This window comes from Actinomycetospora termitidis (assembly GCF_030286555.1).
GTDB lineage: Bacteria > Actinomycetota > Actinomycetes > Mycobacteriales > Pseudonocardiaceae > Actinomycetospora > Actinomycetospora termitidis.
In genome coordinates, this window is sequence record NZ_JASVWF010000003.1 from 206747 (window position 1) to 224896 (window position 18150).

Genomic DNA, 18150 nt, shown 5'->3' on the forward strand with positions numbered 1-18150 from the left:
GAAACGAACCGGTTGGTTGCTCACGACGCTAGCACGTGACCAACCGGTTGGTTAGGATCAGGCGATGCCGAAGGACGGGAGCGCGACCCGACGACGCCTGCTCGACGCGGCGACCGCCGAGTTCTCCGCCCGCGGGATCGCCGGGGCCCGGGTCGACCGGATCGCCGCGGCGGCCGAGGCCAACAAGGCGCAGATCTACGCGTGGTTCGACTCCAAGGACGGGCTGTTCGACGCGGTCTTCCACGAACACCTGGCGCTGATCGTCGATCTCGTGCCCTTCGACGCACGGGACCTGCCGGGCTACGCGGTGCGGCTCTACGACGCGTACCTGGACGAGCCGGCGGTGATCCTGCTGGCGGTGTGGGCGCGCCTGGAGCGTGTCCCGGTCGGCGACCTGCTCGTCGACGTCGGCGACGAGGTGGCGCGCAAGCTCGCGGCCGTCGCGGCGGCGCAGGAGGAGGGCCTGATCGACCCGGCGTTCGACCCGGGCGACGTGTACTCGCTGGTCATCGCCCTGTCGATGACCTGGTCCCCCGCGGCCACCGTCATCGCCGCCGCCCCGGACGACCCGGAGGCCGACCACACCCGCCGTCGGGAAGCCCTGGCGCGAGCGGTCCGCGGCGCCCTCGGCCCCTGATCACTTTCGGGGGGCGTGGCCGGAAAACGTACGACCTCGCCGGTTCACTGACGGTCATGCGCGTGCTCGCCGTCGTCCTCGTGCTCCTGGCGTCGCTCGCCGGGTGCGCCTCGCTCGGCCTCGGGCGCGACGACAGCGCGGCCGGGACGGCGGCGCGCGACGGGGTCGGCGGCGACAGCGGCACGGCGGAGTCGGTACGCTCCGCGGCCCGCGCGACCGCGGACTCGGGTGGAGCCACGATCGCGATCGACTCCCGCGGCCCGGCCCGCGACCGGTCCATCACGACGACGGGGAACGGCACCCTCGACTTCCGGGGCCGCACGGTCTCGGCGACGCTGCGCACGGGCGACCTCGGCCGGGTCGACGCGCTCGCGGTGGGCCGGACGGCGTTCGGGGCGCTCCCGCCGCGGGCGATAAACGACATCTCCCGGGGCCGGCCGTGGGTGGCCGTCTCGCTCGACGACGTCGACACCGGGCTCTACGCGGACACCGTGATCCAGCTCGGCTCCGGGGTCACGGGCAACTCGGCGGACCTCATGACGGTCCTCGGGGCGATCCGCGACGACGTCGTGGTGGTCGGGCCGGAGAAGGTCGCGAACTTCTCGACGGTGCACCTGCGCGGCTCCGTCGACCTCGCGCGGCTGCGGACGCTCGCGCCGGACCTCGGGGCGGCGGTCGACCGTGCGAACACCGAGCTCGGGCTCGCCGTCCTGCCGGTGGACGTGTGGCTGGACACCGAGGGGCGGGTCCGGCAGGTCACCGAGACCCTGGTGCCGGACCGGGCGAGCACGACGACGACGCTGCTGGACATCGCCCCGCAGCGCACCGTCGTCGCGCCGCCCGCGGAGAGGGTGCGCGACCTGTTCACGGAGCTGCGGCTCCGGGCGCGGTGAAGGGTCAGTCCAGCTCGAGCCCCTGCGGCAGCGGGGGGAAGAACCGCGCGATCCACGGCTCGATCGCCTCCCGCACCGGGCCCTTGGCCTTCAGCGAGTGGTCCCCGCGCACCGTCACCACCTCGCGGTGCGGCGCGACAGGCGGGACCCCGAAGCGGTCGCGGTCGCCGGACACGGCGAGCACCGGGATGCCGGCGTCGGACACGGCGTCGATCTCGGGCGAGCGGTCGGGTCGCGTCCCGTCCTTGCGGGCCGGGGCGAGCAGCGGGAACGCCAGCGCGAGGACGCCGACGGGGCGCTTCTCGGCCGCCACCGCACCCCGGCACGCCACCCGCGCGCCCGACGACCGGCCACCGTGGACCTGGTCGGTGTCCGGGAACCGCTCCGTCAGCTCCGTCAGCACGCACGCCCAGGCCTCGTCGAGCTGCGCGGCCGGTGGCGGCGCCTTGCGCCCCGCGACGCGGTAGGGCTGGAGGACCCGCGCCACCGCGATCGGCACGGGTGCGCTCGTGGCGGCGGCGAGCAGGTCCGGGGCCTCGATGCCGCCGCCGGCTCCGTGGCCCAGCACGAGCAGGCCCCCGCAGTAGCTCGCGTGCTCCAGGTGCACGACGGCGGGTCCGTGCGGGGTGGGGACCTCGAACTCGTCGACCTCGACGATCACGACGGGTTGACCGACTCGAGGTCCAGACCCTGCTGCTCGGGCTGCTCGTGGTCCTCCTCGATCAGCTCCGCCCCGTGGTTGCGGACGTTGTTGACCTTCGACGACACCTGCCGCATCTCGATCGCGGCGAGGATCTCCTCAGACGGTGCGAGCAGCCCGGTCGGGTCGTCGTTCTCCGGGTCGAGCCAGTCGGCCCACCGGTCGGGCGGGAGCACCAGCGGCATCCGGTGGTGGATCTCGGTCAGCGGACCGGCGGAGTCGATCGTGACGACGGTGGTGGAGACCAGCGGGTCCGCGCCCCGCTCCGGGCGCCACGTCTCCCAGAGCCCGGCCAGCGCGAGGGACCGGCCGGCGAAGGTCGAGTCGGCGGCGAAGGTCATGAAGTACGGGGTCTTCTGCTTGCCGTCGCGCAGCCACTCGAACCAGCCGTCCGCCGGGAGCAGGCAGCGTCGGGACGCCGCCGCCTTGCGGAACGCCGGCTTCTCCAGCAACGACTCGCCGCGCGCGTTGATCATCCGGTTCCCGACCGACGGGTCCTTGGCCCACGACGGCACGAGGCCCCACTTCATGGCGCGGACGGAGCGCTCGAGCGACGCCGGGTCGGGCGTCCCGTCCTCGTCCCGCGGGTGCCGGTCCACGACGCCCGGGATCGTCAGCGTGGGCGCGACGTTGTACTCCGGGGTGTCCAGCGTCCCGTCCGTGGCGTCCCGCGCGTCGAACTCCTCGGCCAGGTCGGCCGGATCCTTGGCGAGGGCGTATCGACCGCACATACCTGACGATCCTGCCAGGATGAGGCCGTGAGCAGTCCCTGGAGCGCGCCCGCCGCCGACGGCCCCGTGCACGGGACCGTCGCCGTCCCGGGCTCGAAGTCCGTCACCAACCGCGCGCTGCTGCTGGCGGCCCTGGCCACCGACGGTGTCCCGCGCACGGTCGCCGGGGCCGCGCGCTCCCGCGACACGCGACTCATGGTCGACGGGCTCGCGGCCCTCGGCGCCGGGACAGCGGTGCGCGAGGGCCGCGACGGCACCGTCGACGTCGATCTCGTCCCCGCGCACCGGCTGCGGGCCGGCCGGGTCGACTGCGGGCTCGCCGGCACCGTCATGCGTTTCCTCCCGCCCGCGGCCGCGCTGGCCGACGGGCCCGTCGAGTTCGACGGCGACCCGCACGCCCGCACGCGGCCGATGGGCGGCGTGCTCGAGGGCCTGCGCGGGCTCGGCGTCGCGCTGGAGCCCGCGGACGCCGACCGGCTGCCGTTCACCGTCCTCGGCCGCGGCGGCGTGCGCGGCGGATCGGTGACCGTCGACGCGTCCGCCTCCTCGCAGTTCGTCTCCGGGCTGCTGCTCTCCGGCGCCCGGTACGACGACGGGGTGGCCGTCACCTCGTCCACGACCGTGCCGTCCCTGCCGCACGTCGACATGACCGTGACGATGCTGCGCCTCGCCGGCGTCACCGTGACCAGCGAGGACGGGCCTGGGGCGAGCGGAGCGACGGGGGGTGCACGCTGGGCGGTCTCCCCCGGACCCGTCACTCCCGACGCGCGGTTCGTCGTGGAACCGGACCTCTCCGGCGCCGCGGTCTACCTCGCCGCGGCGATGATCACCGGAGGCCGGGTCACGGTGGCGGGCTGGCCCGAGCGGCGGCCGGCGGCTAACCCGGAGCGGCACACCCAGTCCCGCCACGACCTGCCCGACCTCCAGCCGCTGGCCGCGGTCCGCCGGGCGCTGGAGGCGTTCGGCGCGGAGCTCACCGAGGGCCCGGACGGCCTCACGGTGCAGGGCCCCGAGCGGCTGCGCGGGGTCGACGTCGACCTCGGCGAGATCGGCGAGCTCACCCCGACCGTCACCGCGCTCGCCGTGGTCGCGGGTCTGGCCGGGGAGTCGTCGCGGCTGCGCGGGGTCGCGCACATCCGGGGGCACGAGACCGACCGGCTCGCCGCCCTCGTCGCCGAGTGCGCGGCGATCGGCGCGCAGGTGCGCGAGACCGAGGACGGACTGGAGGTCCACCCGGCGTCGGGACTGACCCCGACCCGGCCGTGGGGCGCCTACGCCGACCACCGCATGGCGACGGCGGGTGCGCTGCTCGGGCTGGTGGTGCCGGGCCTCGAGATCGACGACGTGGGCGCGACGAGCAAGACCCTGCCGGACTTCGCCGCCGACTGGTCGGCGCTGGTGCGCGGGACGATGGCCGTTCGGTGAGCCCCCGCAGCGCCGCCGGGCGGTACGACGAGAGCGACGTCCGGGTCCGCCCCGGCAAGGGCACACGGCCCCGCTCGAAGCGCCGGCCCGAGCACGCGGACGCCCGCCCGGCCATGGTCGTGGGGGTCGACCGGGGGCGCTGGACCTGCGCCCCGGACGACGAGCCGGGTGCCCGCGTCATCGCGATGCGCGCCCGGGAGCTGGGACGCACACCGGTCGTCGTCGGGGACCACGTCGACCTCGTGGGCGACACCTCCGGCGCCGAGGACACCCTGGCGCGGATCGTCCGGGTGGCCGACCGCACCAGCGTGCTCCGCCGCACCGCAGATGACACCGACCCCTACGAGCGGGTCGTCGTCGCGAACGCCGACAACCTCGTCATCGTCACCGCGCTGGCCGACCCCACCCCGCGCACCGGCTTCGTCGACCGCTGCCTCGTCGCGGCCTACGCCGGCGGTCTCGACCCCGTGCTGTGCCTGACCAAGGCCGACCTCGCCGACCCGGACTCGTTCGCCGCCGAGTACGCGGAGCTGGACCTGCCCGTGGTCGTCACCCGCTCCGACCAGGACCCGGACCAGCTGCGGGACCTCCTGCACGACGAGGTGTCTGCCCTGATCGGGCACTCCGGGGTGGGCAAGTCGACGCTGGTCAACGCGCTCGTCCCGGACGCGGAGCGGGCGGTGGGCGTGGTCAGCGGGGTCGGCAAGGGACGCCACACGTCCACCTCCGCCGTCGCCCTCGGCCTTCCCGACGGCGGGTGGGTGGTGGACACCCCGGGCGTGCGGTCGTTCGGGCTGGCGCACATCTCCCCCGACGACGTCGTGGCCGCGTTCGGCGACCTCGCGACCGCGGTCGAGGACTGCCCGCGCGGCTGCTCGCACCTGGGCCCGCCCGCCGACCCCGAGTGCGCACTGGACCCGATGGTCGAGGCGGGGACCCTGTCGGCGGGCCGCCTGGACGCCCTGCGCCGCGTCCTGACGGCGCTGCGCATCCCGGCCTGGGAGATCTAGGTCAGGGTGTAGGCGTCGTAGACCACCGCCGACGCCCGGCGGCGGGCCACGGCCACCGTCAGGACCCGGGTCATCCAGGCGTACTGCGGCGCGGAGGTCTCGAACGTCGCGTGCACGCGGAAGTAGTACGACGCCGGGTCGGCGTCCTCGCCGCGGGCCAGCGCGGCCAGGACCTCGGGCGGGCCGGAGCGGACGCCCGCCGTCCGGATGAAGACGTCCGCGCCGTCGTGGGCGCGGAGCAGGTAGCGCGTGTCGATGGTGGTCGCGCCGTCGGCGTGGATCACCTGCCAGTCCGCGCCGCCCGGCACGACGATCCCGGCGAAGCGCTCGCCGGTGACCGTGCCGCCGACGATCGGGACGATGCGGCGGTGCCCGGCGTCGGTGACCCCCAGGTCGACCGGCGCGTCCAGCTCCACGTCGACGTGGGCCAGGAACTCCAGGCCGGGCACGGGCAGCGTCACAGGTGGGCCCCGACCAGCTCCAGGCTGCGCGCGCGCAGGGTGGCGCGCGCCTCGGGGTCCGCGGCCTGGGCGTTCGGGCGGGTCTCGGACTGCCGGTCGTAGAAGCGCCCGGAGACGCCCTCGACGGCGGGGTCGAGGACGAGGCGTCGGGTCGCCGCCACGCCGGACTCGAGGGTGTCGACGCTGCGCCCGATCTCGTCCAGGACGATCTTGGTGGGCATGTAGGTGCCCGGGTGCAGGGCGTTCGCGGTGACCTCGGCGGCGGGCAGGCGCTCCGCGAGGTCGACCACGTGCAGGATCTGGGCGAGCTTGCTCTGCCCGTAGGCACGTCCGCCGTCGTAGGACCGTTCGAGCATGAGGTCGTCGAAGTCGAGCGGGGCCTGACCGAGCGACGCGACGTGCACGACGCGGGAGGCCGTGCCGGACGCCGAGGCGCGCAGCACCGGCAGGAGCTTCTCGGTGAGCAGGAAGGTCGCGAGGTAGTTCACGGCGAACCGGAGCTCGTACCCGTCGCGGCTGGTGCTCCGCTGACGCCCGTCGGGCTCACCGGTGCCGATGCCGGCGTTGTTGACCAGCACGTGCAGCTCCCCGGCACGCTCGGCGACCTCGTCGGCGGCGCGGGCGACCTGACCGAGGTCGGCGAGGTCCGCCCACACGGTGAGGGGCGGGTGGGCGGCCTGCCGGCCGACCTCGGCGGCGAGCTCGTCCAGCCGTTCCTCGGACCGACCGTGCAGGACGAGGCGGACGTCCCGGGCGGCGAGGTCGAGCGCGAGGGCGCGGCCGAGGCCGTCGGTGGCGCCCGTGATGGCGACGGTACGGGGCATGGTGGGTGCGACGCGTCGGGATGGATCGGTATTCCCGGGGTACGCCCGACTGGTGCAGTTACCCGTGCCGGAGCCCGGTCCCGACGCCGCCGTCGCCTTCGTCGCCGAGCACCTCGGCGACCTGACCTGCGACACCCCGGCCGCGTCCGGGGCGTTCCGCGGCGGACAGGACGCGGCCGACGCGGCCCTGGCCGCGCTCGACGTCACGAACTACGCCCGCCGGCGCAACGACGTCTGGCCGCCCGAGCGCCGCGGCGCCTCCCGCATGTCGCCCTACATCCGGTACGGGCTCCTCCCCCTGCCCGACCTCTGGGAGCACGTCGCCGACGCCCCGCAGCGCGACCGGACGAAGTACCGCGACGAGCTCGCCTGGCAGGAGTACGCCCGGCACGTCTACGCCCGGCTCGGGCCCGCCCTCGCCGACGATCTCCGCGCCCGCCCCCCGCGCCCGCCGGAGACCTGGGACGACCCGTGGCCGCGGGACATGAACTGCATGGACGTCAACCTGACGGAGCTCCACGAGGACGGCTGGCTGGTCAACCAGTGCCGCATGTGGCTGTCCAGCCAGTGGACCGTCCGGGCGGGCGCGCAGTGGCGCGACGGCGAGGACGCCTTCTTCACCCATCTCGTCGACGGCTCCCGCGCGGCGAACCGGCTCGGCTGGCAGTGGACGGTCGGCTCCGGCACGGGCAAGGCGTACGGGTTCTCGCGGCACCAGGTCGAGAAGCGGGCGCCGAAGCTGTGCGCGAACTGCGCGCTGAACGCCGACTGCCCGGTCCAGGACTGGCCGCCGGAGCAGCGCACGACGCGCATCGAGCCTCCGTCGGAACTGCGGTCGGACCCGGACCCGGAGGCGACGGGCGGGCCCTCCTCCTCACCGGACGACGCCGACGTCGAGGCGGTCTGGCTCACCGCGGAGTCCCTCGGTGACCACGACCCGGCCCTGCGCGCCCACCCCGACGTCCCGGCGGTGTTCGTCTTCGACGAGCCGCTGCTCGCGCGGCTCCGGCTGTCGGGCAAGCGCCTGGTGTTCCTGACGGAGACCCTGGCCGAGCTGGCGACCCGGCGTCCGGTCGAGCTGTACCGGGGGTCCGTCCCCGCCGAGCTGTCCGGACGGCGGGTGGCGGTCACCTTCGCGCCGGTGCCGGGGTTCCGGCGGCGGTCGGCGGCCGTCGAGCCCGCCGAGGTACACCCCTGGTCGTGGCTCTTCCGCCCCCGCGGTGGGCGGCTGCAGAGCTACACCGCCTGGCGCAAGGGCATGCCGCAGCGGCCCGACGGGGTGGGCTGACCTGAGGGGCGGACCCCGTGAGCGTGTCGCAGGTGTGCTTGCGCGTGTCGCTCACGAGGTGGCGATCACGAGGGAGGCGGGCGCGTGCCGCGTCCCTCGGCCCGGGCATCATCGCCACGTGCCCCGTGTCGCCATCGCCTGCCAGGGCGGCGGCAGCCAGACGGCGTTCACCGCCGGCGTGCTGCGTCCGCTGCTGCGCGCCCCCGACGTCGAGCCCGTCGCCTTCACCGGCACCTCCGGCGGGGCGATCTGCGCGTTGCTGGCCTGGTACGGCTGGCGCACCGGCGGGCCGGAGCGGGCAGCGGAACTGCTGGACGGGTTCTGGCGCGACAACGCCGCCACGGCCCCGCTCGACGCCGTGACGAACGCCGTCGGGGTCGGCCTGCTGCGCCTGCGTGACCTCGGCGTGCTGCCGCTGCCGGCGTTCGACCCGTACCGGTTCCCGGAGATCGCGCGCACCCAACTGCGCGCCCTGCTCGAGCGCTGGGTGGACTTCGGTCTGGTGGCCGCGCTGCCCTGGGACGAGGGCCCGGCGCTGCAGATCGGGGCGGTCGAGGTGCGCAGCGGGGCGTTCCGGCGCTTCGACTCGCGGCGCGGCGAGATCACCGTGGACACGGTCCTGGCCAGTGCTGCGATCCCGACGCTGTTCCGGGCCGTCGAGATCGACGACGGCGTCTACTGGGACGGCGTCTTCTCCGAGAACCCGCCAATCCGCGACCTCCCGGCGCTCGACCCGGAGGCGATCTGGATCGTCCAGCTCTTCCCCCGCGTCGTGGCGTCGGAGCCGCGCTCGCCGGGCGCGATCGCGGACCGGCGGGCCGAGCTCACCGCGAACCTGTCGTTGGAGCAGGAGATCGACGCGATCGAAAAGATCAACGAGTTCGTCCGCGCGGGCTACCTGTCCGACGCCGGCTATCGCGAGGTCGCGATCGACCGCATCGAGCTGGACCGGAGCCTCGACTCCGCCGCTGCCGCCGACCGGTCACCCGCGTTCCTCCGGGGGCTGATCGTCGACGGCGAGCGCGCAGGTGAGGAGTTCCTCGCCCGCCGGCGCTCGTCGGTCGCCGCGACCGGTACCTGAGGCACCTCCGAGCGGCCGACCAGGTGCCTGGTGTGCCGTTCGGTGGCCCGCACGTGGACGGGCGGGCCACGACGCCCTCCGACCCGCGCGCGCCGAGGGACGCACACGGCACGTGGGCGCGGTCGGTCGGGCTCGGGCCGTGCTCTCGGGCTTGGGGGTGTCGAGCGGCCGTGCTCGACCTCGGCTCGTCGCGTCGTCGAGTCCAAGATCCCGACGACGGGAGCGGACCGATCGGTCCCCGCCCCACTCCGCTCCCCGGAATGAGATCTTGCCGCGCTCGCGCTGCGCCGTCACACAGAACTCCACCTCGGTCGGCCGGGGGCACCGCGCCGACCGGACCTCGTCGGGGAAACCGTGTCCGTGGGACAGGGTTCCGCCGAGGTGGATCAGTCCGAGGAAGGCTTGTCGCGGCCGCCACGAGTGCGACACGGCGCAGGCCCGGGCGCCCGGGGACCTGCCTGGCTTAGGTCTCGCGCCGGCGAACGCCTACCCGCCGTCGGGAACGTCCAGCTCCAGCACGAACGGGAGTTCCTGCACCCCGTACCAGGCGAGATCGTGGTCCTCGGCGTCGCCGAGGGCGAGCTCGGCGCCCTCGTCACCCAGGTCGGCGGCGTCCACGACCTCCGCGGCCCGGCGCACGTCCTCCGCGGCGTCCTCCAGGTCGAGGTGGACCGACGCGAGCTTCGCCATCGGGATCGGGCCGGCCACCCGGACGACGGACGCGTCCAGGTCGGGCCGCAACGTCACGTCGTCGACGTCCGCCGCCACGACCGCGCGGCGCGCCAGGGCCTCCGGGTCGTCCGCCCACTCCGCCGCCAGCAGCCGCAGCGAGGCCCGCGCCGCCTCGAGCATCGCGACGTACTCCAGCTCCTCCTCGTCGCCCGCGAGGTAGGCCTCGCGCAGCGCCGGGGTGAGCGCGAACGCCGTGCCGGACAGCGGCTGGATCGCCTCGTCGGCGAGCAGCCGCCGCAGGCCCGCCACGGTCGTCGGGATGTAAATCCTCACGCGTCCCGGTCCTTCCGCGACCACCACTGCTCCGTCGTCCGCAGCGCGGTCCGCACCACGTCCGCCTGCCGGCGGGCGTCCATCACGTTCCACCCCATCACCGCACGCTCCTCGGGCCCCGGGGCGTGCGAGGTGACGCGCAGTCCCGCCTCGCGCAGACGCGCGATCTCCCGGGCGCTGCGGCCCCCGACGATCCCACGGAACAGTCCGTCGGCCGCACCCCCCACCCCGGTCAGGCGCATGCGGCCGCGGCGGGCCAGCGGAACCAGGACGAGCGCCTCGTCGAGGGCGGGCATGTCGGACCCGAGCAGCAGGTCGGCCGACGTCGCCGAGCACACCCCGCCGTCGACGTAGCGGCGCCCGCCGATGCGCACCGGCTCGAACCAGCCCGGCACCGCGCACGACGCGCTGGCCGCCTCCGCGCACGACGCCGGCGGCGCACCCTCACGGCCGAACGGCACCCGGGCGCCGCTGTCGTAGTCGGTCGCGACGATCCGCAGTTCCGGCGCGTCGGGCGGGGTCGGCCACGCCTCCGGCGAGAACGACGAGACGAGCCGCACCACCCCCGAGGTGTCCGCCCGCCCCACCGGCAGCAGCGCCGAGGCCACGGCGAGCGGCGGGAACCGTCGGGGATGTCGGGCGACCTCGCGGAGCAGCCGCACCGACCCCGGCCCCACGCGGGGCAGCGGCGGCAGCCCCCCACGCGCCCCGCGACGGCGGGGTCGTCCCGACGGCGGCCTCTCCGGCGGCTCCAGCAGGTGGGACACCAGGTCGTCGGCGCCGACCCCGCTCGCGAGCGCGGACGCCACGATCGACCCCGCCGACGTCCCGACGATCACGTCGGCGTCGCGGGCGTCGTGCCCGGTGTGCTGCTGCCAGGTGGACAGCGCGGCCACCGTCCACGCATACCCCAGCGACCCGCCGGTGCCGAGGACGAGCCCACGGCGGGACGGGGTCCGGCTCACCGGGGCACCGTGGCGACGAGCTCGGCCAGGGCCTCCGTCACCAGGTCGCCGAACTCGTCGACGTCGGCCATCGCGTCGCGGTCGGCGTTGAACCCGTAGAAGACGCCGCCGTCGTAGCTGGTCAGTCCCACCGCGAGGGACTGCCCCTTCGCCAGCGGCACCACCGGGTACATCTCCAGCATCCGCGCGCCGCCCGCGTAGAGCGGGTGCTGCGGCCCGGGGACGTTCGAGACGACCACGTTGAAGAGCCGCCGCGACAGCCCGCTCGCCGCGCGGGCCCCCAGGGCGTGCAGCGTCGGCGGGGCGAACCCGCCCACCCGGACCAGCGCGTTCGCGCCGACCGACTGCCCGGACTGCTTGTGCTCACGCATCGCGTGCGCCACGTGGTGCATGCGCAGCACCGGGTTCGGCTCCCCGACGGGGAGGTCCACCAGGTACGAGGCGATCCGGTTGCCCAGCAGCCCGTTGCCGGTGATCGCGCCGGTCGCCGCGGCCTCGCCGCGGACCGAGAGCGGCACCATCGCGCGCATCGTCGTCGTCGGGGTCACCGAGGCGCCGCGGGAGAGCAGCCAGTTGCGCATCGCCCCCGAGATCACCGTCAGGACGACGTCGTTGATCGTCCCGCCGTGCGCGCGGCGGACCGCGCGGTAGTCCTCCAGCTCGGTGCGGGCGTGCGCGAACCGGCGCTGGGTGGAGATGGGGACGTTCAACGGGCTCGTCGGGGCGGGGCGGACCGCCGTGCGCACCGCCGAGAGCAGCCCGCCGGCCACTCCTGCGACCTTCGTGACGGTGTCCGCCGCGTCGCGCACCGCCGCGTGCGCGGCCTCCACCGCGTTGCCCGGGCGCGCCACCGCCTCGCCGAACGCGTCCAGCACCAGCTTCCACGCCGGCGGCTCGGGGCGGGCCGTCCAGTCGTCCTCGGGCTCGTCGCGGCCGTCCGGGGAGTCGTCGAGGACCACCTGGCTGATGTCGATCGAGGCGATCCCGTCGACCATCGCCTGGTGGGTCTTCGTGATGATCGCGACCCGGCCCCCGGACAGGCCGTCCACCAGGTACATCTCCCACAGCGGGCGGGTGTGGTCGAGCGGGCGGGACATCAGGCGCGCGACCAGCTCGTTCAGCGCCCGGTCGGTCCCCGGACCGGGCAGGGCCGAGCGGCGCACGTGGTAGGTCACGTCGAAGTCGGTGTCGTCGACCCAGACCGGGCGCGCGACGCCGTAGGGAATCTGCTTGATCTTCTGCCGGTAGCGCGGGACCAGGCCGATCCGCCCCGAGATGAGCTCCACCAGGCGCTCGTAGTCGAAGCCGGACCGGGGCTTGCGGAAGACGGCGACGCTGCCGACGTGCATCGGCGTCGTCGGTTGGTCCATGTAGAGGAAGGAGGCGTCCAGGGCCGTGAGGCGGTCCGGCATGGCCTCGATCCTCGCATGACGGCAGGTCGCGCTCCGTCTGCCAGAGTGGTCGTCGATGTCACCCCAGCACGCGGACGCCGACCACCCGGACGACGTCTCCCCGAAGGACCGTTTCGTCACGGTCTACGGCCGCAAACCGGTGCTCGAGGCGCTCACCGACCCCGCGCTGGAGGTCGACAAGGTGGTCCTCGCCGAGGGTGCCGACCCGCGCGCCGTCCGGCCGATCCTCGACGCCGCCCGCAGCCGCGGGGTGCGGGTGACGCGGGCCTCCGCGCAACGGGTGAAGGTCCTGGCGGGCAACGGGCGCCAGGACCAGGGAGTCATCGCGGACGTCGTCGCGCCCGGGATGCGCACCGTCGAGCGGTTCCTGGCCGCGCTCGGACCCGACGCCCCGGCCCGGGTGCTCGTCCTCGACGGCCTCACCAACCCGGCCAACGTCGGCATGATCCTGCGCTCGGCGACGGCGGCCGGCGTGGAGGGCGTGCTGCTCCCCCGCCGCGGGCTCCCCTCGATCGACCCGCTCGTGGTCAAGGCCTCCGCCGGGGTCGCGTTCCACGCCCCGGTGCTGCGCGCCGGGACCGCCGCCGCCGGGTTGGCCGCCCTCGCCGAGGCCGGCTTCGTGCTGCTGGGTCTCGACGGCGGGTCGACGACGTCGCTGTTCGACGCCGAGCTGGCGCCGCGGACCGCGCTCGTGGTCGGCGGGGAGACCGACGGCCTCACCGACGACGTGCGGGGCGAGCTGCACGGCACGGTGGCGATCCCGATGGCGGGCGGCGTGGAGTCGCTCAACGCCGCCTGCGCCGCGACGCTGGCGTGCTTCGAGCTGGCACGGCGGGCCGTCCCGTCGTCCACCGCGGACCACCGCTGACAGCGGACGTCAGGAACCGCCCGCGATACCCCGTCCCGAGATCATCCAAACCGCCCCTGCCCGCCGGTATCCGCCACTAGCGTCCGCCCCGAGTGATCGGGAGGACGCGACATGACCGTGGCAGCGCACGAGTGGGTGCCGGCACCGACCGCGGCCGGGGGTGCCACGGCGGGGGTGCGGCCGCGCGAGGGCCGGGTGTGCGCCGCTCCCCGGCTCGCGCTCCGGATGGACCGTCGCCCGCGGCCGCGACTGCGCCCGTTGCACGCGGTGCTGGCCGACCTGGCGCCGCGGACCCCCGCACCGGCGCCGGAGCCCGCCCCCGTCGACACCCGGGCTCTCGACGCGGCCCTGGACGGGGCACGGGCGCAGGTCGGGCCGATCGCCCTGCGGGTGCTCGCGGCCGTCGCCGAGGTCCTCGACGGCCGTCGGCCCGTCGACCACCTCGCCGGCATCTGCCCCGAAGACGCGCTGGAGCGGGTCACCGGGGCCGTCCTGGCCGCCCGCCACCTCGGCCCCGTCCCGCGCGGCGCGCGGGTCCGGGGGCTGCGCCTGTGCCCGCTGGTGGCCCCCGGCGCCCACCCGGTTCTCGCCGTCGAGGTGGCCGCGGCGCTCTGCGTCCCGGGACCGTCCGGCCCGCCGCGCGCCGACCGCGCCGGCGGCACGCGCCCGGACCGGGCGCGTGCCGTGGCCGCCCGCTTCGAGCTCGGGGACGCCGGGTGGCGCCTCACCGAGCTCGTCGTCGGGTGAGGTCAGCCCCGCGGGGGCGCCCCGTGGCACTGCTTGTACTTGCGGCCGGACCCGCACGGGCACGGTGCGTTGCGCGACGGGGTCTCGGCGCGGCGCGCCTGCTGCGGGTTGCCGCCCGCGTGCCGGCCGCCCTGCGCTCCGTTGCCGGGGCGCGCCGCGGCCTGGCCGTCCTCGTCGGGCCCGGAGTAGTTCAGCTGCTGCGGCGCCCGCCCGCCGAGCCCCGCGCCCCGGAAGGCGTCCGGCACCGGTGCGTTCAGCTGCGACATCGCCGGCCCGGCGGCCGTCGGCTGCGTCGGGGCGGCCGCGTCCTGCGGCGCCGGGCGGCCCCGACGACCGGTCGGGACGTTGCGGCCCGCCCGTCCCGTCGGCGCCGGCACCCCGGGCTGCGGTCCGCTCGGGCGGGAGGGCCGGTCGGCCGGGGGCGCGGGGCGGCCGGCCGCGGGCAGGGCCGTGGTCGGCGTCGAGCGGGGGTCGGGCGGGACCATCCGCGGCGGGGCCTGGCCCGGCGGCACGGGGCCGCCGGCGACCGGCCCGCCCGGGCGCGGCGGCGCGGAGACCGGCGCCGCGCCCGCCGTCGAGAGCCGGCGGTCCTGCGGCGTCTCCGACGTGATCGCGGGCTGCATGGCCGTGTCGGTGTTCGGGTTCGCCCCCGGCACCGCGTCGACCGGTGCGGCCTCCTCGACCTGGATCGTCAGGTTGAACAGGAACCCGACGGACTCCTCCTTGATGCCCTCCATCATCGAGGAGAACATCTCGTAGCCCTCGCGCTTGTACTCGATCTTCGGGTCGCGCTGGGCCATCGCCCGCAGCCCGATGCCCTGCTTGAGGTAGTCCATCTCGTACAGGTGCTCGCGCCACTTGCGGTCGAGCACGGAGAGGATCACCTGGCGCTCGAGCTCGCGCATCCCGCCCTCGGGCACGATGCCGTCGATCTCGGCCTCGCGGCGGCGGTAGGCCTCCAGCGCGTCCTCGGTGAGGACGTCCACGAGGAGATCGCGGTCGATGTCCTCGTTCTGCTCGACGACGTCCTCCCAGCCCACCGAGACCGGGTAGAGCTGGCGCAGACCCTCCCAGAGCTTCTCGAGGTCCCAGTCCTCGCTGTAGCCCTCGGCGGTGGCGCCGTCGACGTACGCGGTGACGATGTCGACGATCATGTTTTGCATCTGCTCGGACAGGTTCTCCCCGTCGAGCACGCGGCGGCGCTCGTCGTAGATCACCGTCCGCTGCTGGTTCATGACCTCGTCGTACTCGAGGATGTCCTTGCGGATCTCGAAGTTCTGCTGCTCGACCTGGGTCTGCGCGCTGCGGATCGCCCGGGAGACCATCTTGGCCTCGATCGGCATGTCCTCGGGCAGGTTGAACCGCGTCATGATCGTCTCGACCATGGCGCCGTTGAACCGGCGCATCAGCTCGTCACCCAGGGACAGGTAGAAGCGGGACTCGCCGGGGTCGCCCTGCCGACCCGCGCGGCCGCGGAGCTGGTTGTCGATGCGCCGCGACTCGTGCCGCTCGGTGCCCAGGACGTAGAGGCCGCCGGCCTTCTTGACCTGGTCGGCCTCCCGGGCCACCTCGTCCTTGACCCGGGCCAGCGTGTCGTCCCAGGCCGCCTCGTACTCCTCGCGCATGTCGACCGGGTCCAGGCCCTTGGCCCGGAGCTCCAGGTCGGCGATGAAGTCGGGGTTGCCGCCCAGGACGATGTCGGTACCGCGGCCGGCCATGTTCGTCGCGACCGTGACCGCCTTGCGCCGGCCGGCCTGGGCGATGATCCCGGCCTCCTGCTCGTGGAACTTCGCGTTCAGCACGGAGTGCTCGACGCCGCGCTGCACCAGCAGCTTCGCGAGGTACTCGGAGCGCTCGACGCTCGTCGTGCCGATGAGCACCGGCTGGCCGCGCTCGTAGTGCTCGGCGATGTCGTCGGCGACCGCCTCGAACTTCGCGGCCTCGGTCTTGTAGACCAGGTCGGGCTGGTCGACGCGCTGCGGCGGACGGTTCGTCGGGATCGGCACGACGCCGAGCTTGTAGGTCTTGGAGAGCTCGGCCGCCTCGGTCTGGGCCGTACCGGTCATCCCGGAGAGCTTCTCGTAGAGCCGGAAGTAGTTCTGCAGCGTGATCGTCGCGAGGGTCTGGTTCTCCTGCTTGATCTCGACCGCTTCCTTGGCCTCGATCGCCTGGTGCAGACCCTCGTTGTAGCGACGGCCGGCGAGCACGCGGCCGGTGAACTCGTCGACGATCAGGACCTCGCCGTCGCGGACGATGTAGTCCTTGTCCTTGGTGAAGAGCTCCTTCACCTTGATCGCGTTGTTCAGGTAGCCGACGAGCGGCGTGTTCGCGGCCTCGTAGAGGTTCTCGATGCCGAGCTGGTCCTCGATGAAGGCGACGCCCTCCTCGGTGACCCCGACGGTCTTCTTGCGCTCGTCGACCTCGTAGTGCAGGTCCTTGGTCATCTTCGGCGCGAGGCGGGCGAACTCGGAGTACCAGCGGGCGCTCTGCTCGGCGGGGCCGGAGATGATCAGCGGGGTGCGGGCCTCGTCGATGAGGATCGAGTCGACCTCGTCGACGATCGCGAAGACGTGCCCGCGCTGCACGCACTCGGCCTTCGCCCACGCCATGTTGTCGCGCAGGTAGTCGAAGCCGAACTCGTTGTTCGTGCCGTAGGTGATGTCGGCCTGGTAGGCGGTGCGGCGCTCGTCCGGCGGCATCTCCGCGTAGATCGCGCCGACGGTCAGCCCGAGGAAGCGGTGGACGCGGCCCATCCACTCCGAGTCGCGTCGGGCGAGGTAGTCGTTGGTGGTGACGACGTGCACGCCCTCGCCGGTGATGCCGTTGAGGTAGGCGGGCAGCGTCGAGACGAGGGTCTTGCCCTCGCCGGTGCGCATCTCGGCGACGTTGCCCAGGTGCAGCGCGGCGCCGCCCATGAGCTGCACGCGGTAGTGGTACTGGCCGAGGGTGCGCCGGGCCCCCTCGCGGACCACGGCGAAGGCCTCGCCGAGCATGTCGTCGAGCGACTCGCCGTCGGCGTAGCGCTCGCGGAACTCCTCGGTCTTCCCCCGCAGCTCGGCGTCCGAGAGCCCCTCGATCTCGTCGGCGAAGGTGTCGACGTAGTCCGCGATCGCGCCGAGACGCTTGACCGTCCTCGCCTCGCCGGCCCGCAGCAGTCGGTTCAGCACCACGATGGGTGACCTCGCTCGTCCTCGTCGTCGCTGGCTCACGTCCGCACGCGCACGGTGTGCGGGCGCACAGCCCATGGTAAGCGCGGAGCACCGGGACGATCCGGGGCCCGGTCCGCGTGGGACCGGACCCCGGGACCGACCGGCGGTCGGTGACGGTGCTCAGACGAGGTGGATGACGCCGTAGTCGTAGCCGTGGCGTCGGTACACCACGCTCGCGCGGCCGCTGGACTTGTCGGAGAAGAGGAAGAAGTCGTGCCCCACCAGCTCCATCTGGGACAGGGCGTCGTCGACGGTCATCGGGACCGCCTCGTGTTCCTTCACGCGGGCGATGTGCCCCGGGCCGTCGCCGTCGACCTCCCGGTCGAACCGGTCGTCGAGGGCCTCCCGGGCGGCGGGGACGGCGTCCGTGGCGCCGGTGTCGGCCGTGTCCTCCCCGGTCTCACGCATCGCGTCGGGCAGCGCCTCGTCGAGCTCCGCGCCGGACGAGGGCAGGTCCTCGCCGGGTCCGCCGGCCCCCACCGCCACCTTGCGCCGCGCGGTCCTGTGCACGCGACGGTCGTGGGCCCGGCGCATCCGCTCCTCGAGGCGGCCGATGGCCAGGTCGAGCGCGGAGTAGAAGTCGCCGGCGCTGGCGACGGCGCGGACGACGGGCCCGCGACCGCGGCCCGTGATCTCGACGCTCTGGCAGGTCTTGGTCTGACGCGGGTTGTTCTCGTGCGAGAGCTCGACGGACATCCGGATGACCTTGTGGTCATAGCGTCCGAGTCGGGCCAGCTTCTCGGTCGTGTGGTCGCGGAAGTGCTCCGGGACCTCGACGTTGCGGCCACAGATGACGATCTCCACATCAACTCCCGTGGGAAGGAAGGAGCGTCGCCACGGAGATGCCCGGCGCAGGTCGCGGGCCCGTGACGTCGCGGTACGACTCCTCGCGCC

General features: G+C 74.5%; 17 protein-coding genes. 8 read left to right on the top strand and 9 right to left on the bottom strand.

Annotated elements, in window-relative coordinates:
• Positions 1-64 precede the first annotated feature (64 nt).
• Both QRT03_RS14430 and QRT03_RS14435 read left to right on the top strand, forming a co-directional pair.
• The gene (locus QRT03_RS14430; protein ID WP_286053574.1) at positions 65-637 is read left to right on the top strand and encodes a TetR family transcriptional regulator; all 573 of its coding nucleotides are present in this window, start codon (positions 65-67) and stop codon (positions 635-637) included.
• Between the two features lie 56 nt (positions 638-693).
• Positions 694-1530, top strand: a complete 837-nt coding sequence (locus QRT03_RS14435) for an SCO4651 family lipoprotein (RefSeq protein WP_286053575.1) — start codon at positions 694-696, stop codon at positions 1528-1530.
• A 4-nt stretch (positions 1531-1534) separates the two neighbouring features.
• On the opposite strand, the gene QRT03_RS14440 is transcribed toward QRT03_RS14435, so the two are convergent.
• Together QRT03_RS14440 and QRT03_RS14445 are read right to left on the bottom strand one after the other, a co-directional pair.
• A complete protein-coding gene (locus QRT03_RS14440) occupies positions 1535-2191 on the bottom strand; it encodes an alpha/beta hydrolase family protein (RefSeq protein WP_286053576.1) in 657 nt (218 codons plus the stop codon).
• Complete coding sequence (locus tag QRT03_RS14445) at positions 2188-2961, bottom strand: SOS response-associated peptidase (RefSeq protein WP_286053578.1); 774 nt, start codon at positions 2959-2961, stop codon at positions 2188-2190. The genes QRT03_RS14440 and QRT03_RS14445 overlap by 4 nt, the downstream gene beginning before the upstream one ends.
• A gap of 27 nt (positions 2962-2988) precedes the next feature.
• On the opposite strand from QRT03_RS14445, the gene aroA reads away from it, so the two are divergent.
• Both aroA and rsgA read left to right on the top strand, forming a co-directional pair.
• Complete coding sequence (gene aroA, locus QRT03_RS14450; RefSeq protein ID WP_286053579.1) at positions 2989-4386, top strand: 3-phosphoshikimate 1-carboxyvinyltransferase; 1398 nt, start codon at positions 2989-2991, stop codon at positions 4384-4386.
• Positions 4383-5396 (top strand): ribosome small subunit-dependent GTPase A, encoded by a 1014-nt coding sequence (gene rsgA, locus QRT03_RS14455; protein ID WP_286053581.1) that lies wholly within the window; start codon positions 4383-4385, stop codon positions 5394-5396. The genes aroA and rsgA overlap by 4 nt, the downstream gene beginning before the upstream one ends.
• Here rsgA and QRT03_RS14460 read toward each other — a convergent pair.
• Positions 5393-5857 carry a DUF3237 domain-containing protein gene (locus tag QRT03_RS14460; RefSeq protein ID WP_286053582.1) on the bottom strand — a complete coding sequence of 155 codons (465 nt, stop codon included), beginning with the start codon at positions 5855-5857 and terminating at the stop codon, positions 5393-5395. The genes rsgA and QRT03_RS14460 overlap by 4 nt on opposite strands.
• Positions 5854-6681, bottom strand: coding sequence for an SDR family NAD(P)-dependent oxidoreductase (locus QRT03_RS14465; RefSeq protein ID WP_286053584.1), 828 nt, complete (start codon positions 6679-6681; stop codon positions 5854-5856). The genes QRT03_RS14460 and QRT03_RS14465 overlap by 4 nt, the downstream gene beginning before the upstream one ends.
• 52 nt (positions 6682-6733) lie before the next feature.
• Between QRT03_RS14465 and QRT03_RS14470 the strand changes: the two genes are divergently transcribed.
• Together QRT03_RS14470 and QRT03_RS14475 are read left to right on the top strand one after the other, a co-directional pair.
• Positions 6734-7969, top strand: a complete 1236-nt coding sequence (locus QRT03_RS14470) for an FAD-binding domain-containing protein (RefSeq protein ID WP_286053585.1) — start codon at positions 6734-6736, stop codon at positions 7967-7969.
• A 118-nt stretch (positions 7970-8087) separates the two neighbouring features.
• A complete protein-coding gene (locus QRT03_RS14475) occupies positions 8088-9050 on the top strand; it encodes a patatin-like phospholipase family protein (RefSeq protein ID WP_286053586.1) in 963 nt (320 codons plus the stop codon).
• A gap of 486 nt (positions 9051-9536) precedes the next feature.
• Here QRT03_RS14475 and QRT03_RS14480 read toward each other — a convergent pair whose 3' ends face one another.
• The 3 genes from QRT03_RS14480 to QRT03_RS14490 are packed head-to-tail and all read right to left on the bottom strand — an operon-like array spanning position 9537 to position 12432.
• On the bottom strand, positions 9537-10055 hold the full coding sequence (locus QRT03_RS14480) for a DUF6912 family protein (RefSeq protein ID WP_286053587.1): 519 nt from the start codon (positions 10053-10055) through the stop codon (positions 9537-9539).
• Complete coding sequence (locus QRT03_RS14485) at positions 10052-11020, bottom strand: patatin-like phospholipase family protein (RefSeq protein WP_286053588.1); 969 nt, start codon at positions 11018-11020, stop codon at positions 10052-10054. The genes QRT03_RS14480 and QRT03_RS14485 overlap by 4 nt, the downstream gene beginning before the upstream one ends.
• Entirely contained in the window at positions 11017-12432 is a 1416-nt protein-coding gene (locus tag QRT03_RS14490) for a WS/DGAT/MGAT family O-acyltransferase (RefSeq protein WP_286053589.1), read from the bottom strand. Before QRT03_RS14490 ends, QRT03_RS14485 begins: the two co-directional genes overlap by 4 nt.
• Positions 12433-12487: 55 nt before the next feature.
• Here QRT03_RS14490 and QRT03_RS14495 point away from each other — a divergent pair, with 55 nt between their 5' ends.
• Both QRT03_RS14495 and QRT03_RS14500 read left to right on the top strand, forming a co-directional pair.
• Complete coding sequence (locus QRT03_RS14495; protein WP_286053591.1) at positions 12488-13300, top strand: TrmH family RNA methyltransferase; 813 nt, start codon at positions 12488-12490, stop codon at positions 13298-13300.
• 111 nt (positions 13301-13411) lie between these two features.
• Positions 13412-14047, top strand: coding sequence for an Rv3235 family protein (locus QRT03_RS14500; protein ID WP_286053592.1), 636 nt, complete (start codon positions 13412-13414; stop codon positions 14045-14047).
• 2 nt (positions 14048-14049) lie between these two features.
• Here QRT03_RS14500 and secA read toward each other — a convergent pair whose 3' ends face one another.
• Together secA and hpf are read right to left on the bottom strand one after the other, a co-directional pair.
• Positions 14050-17217 (bottom strand): preprotein translocase subunit SecA, encoded by a 3168-nt coding sequence (gene secA, locus QRT03_RS14505; RefSeq protein WP_286053593.1) that lies wholly within the window; start codon positions 17215-17217, stop codon positions 14050-14052.
• Between the two features lie 159 nt (positions 17218-17376).
• Positions 17377-18060, bottom strand: a complete 684-nt coding sequence (gene hpf, locus QRT03_RS14510) for a ribosome hibernation-promoting factor, HPF/YfiA family (RefSeq protein WP_286053594.1) — start codon at positions 18058-18060, stop codon at positions 17377-17379.
• Positions 18061-18150: the final 90 nt, after the last annotated feature.

Bases quoted from the DNA above. Each gene is read 5' to 3' on its own strand.
- QRT03_RS14430 (WP_286053574.1), top strand. From the start codon at position 65: ATGCCGAAGGACGGGAGCGCGACCCGACGACGCCTGCTCGACGCGGCG.
- QRT03_RS14435 (WP_286053575.1), top strand. From the start codon at position 694: ATGCGCGTGCTCGCCGTCGTCCTCGTGCTCCTGGCGTCGCTCGCCGGG.
- QRT03_RS14445 (WP_286053578.1), bottom strand. From the start codon at position 2,961: ATGTGCGGTCGATACGCCCTCGCCAAGGATCCGGCCGACCTGGCCGAG.
- QRT03_RS14465 (WP_286053584.1), bottom strand. From the start codon at position 6,681: ATGCCCCGTACCGTCGCCATCACGGGCGCCACCGACGGCCTCGGCCGC.
- QRT03_RS14490 (WP_286053589.1), bottom strand. From the start codon at position 12,432: ATGCCGGACCGCCTCACGGCCCTGGACGCCTCCTTCCTCTACATGGAC.
- QRT03_RS14495 (WP_286053591.1), top strand. From the start codon at position 12,488: ATGTCACCCCAGCACGCGGACGCCGACCACCCGGACGACGTCTCCCCG.
- QRT03_RS14500 (WP_286053592.1), top strand. From the start codon at position 13,412: ATGACCGTGGCAGCGCACGAGTGGGTGCCGGCACCGACCGCGGCCGGG.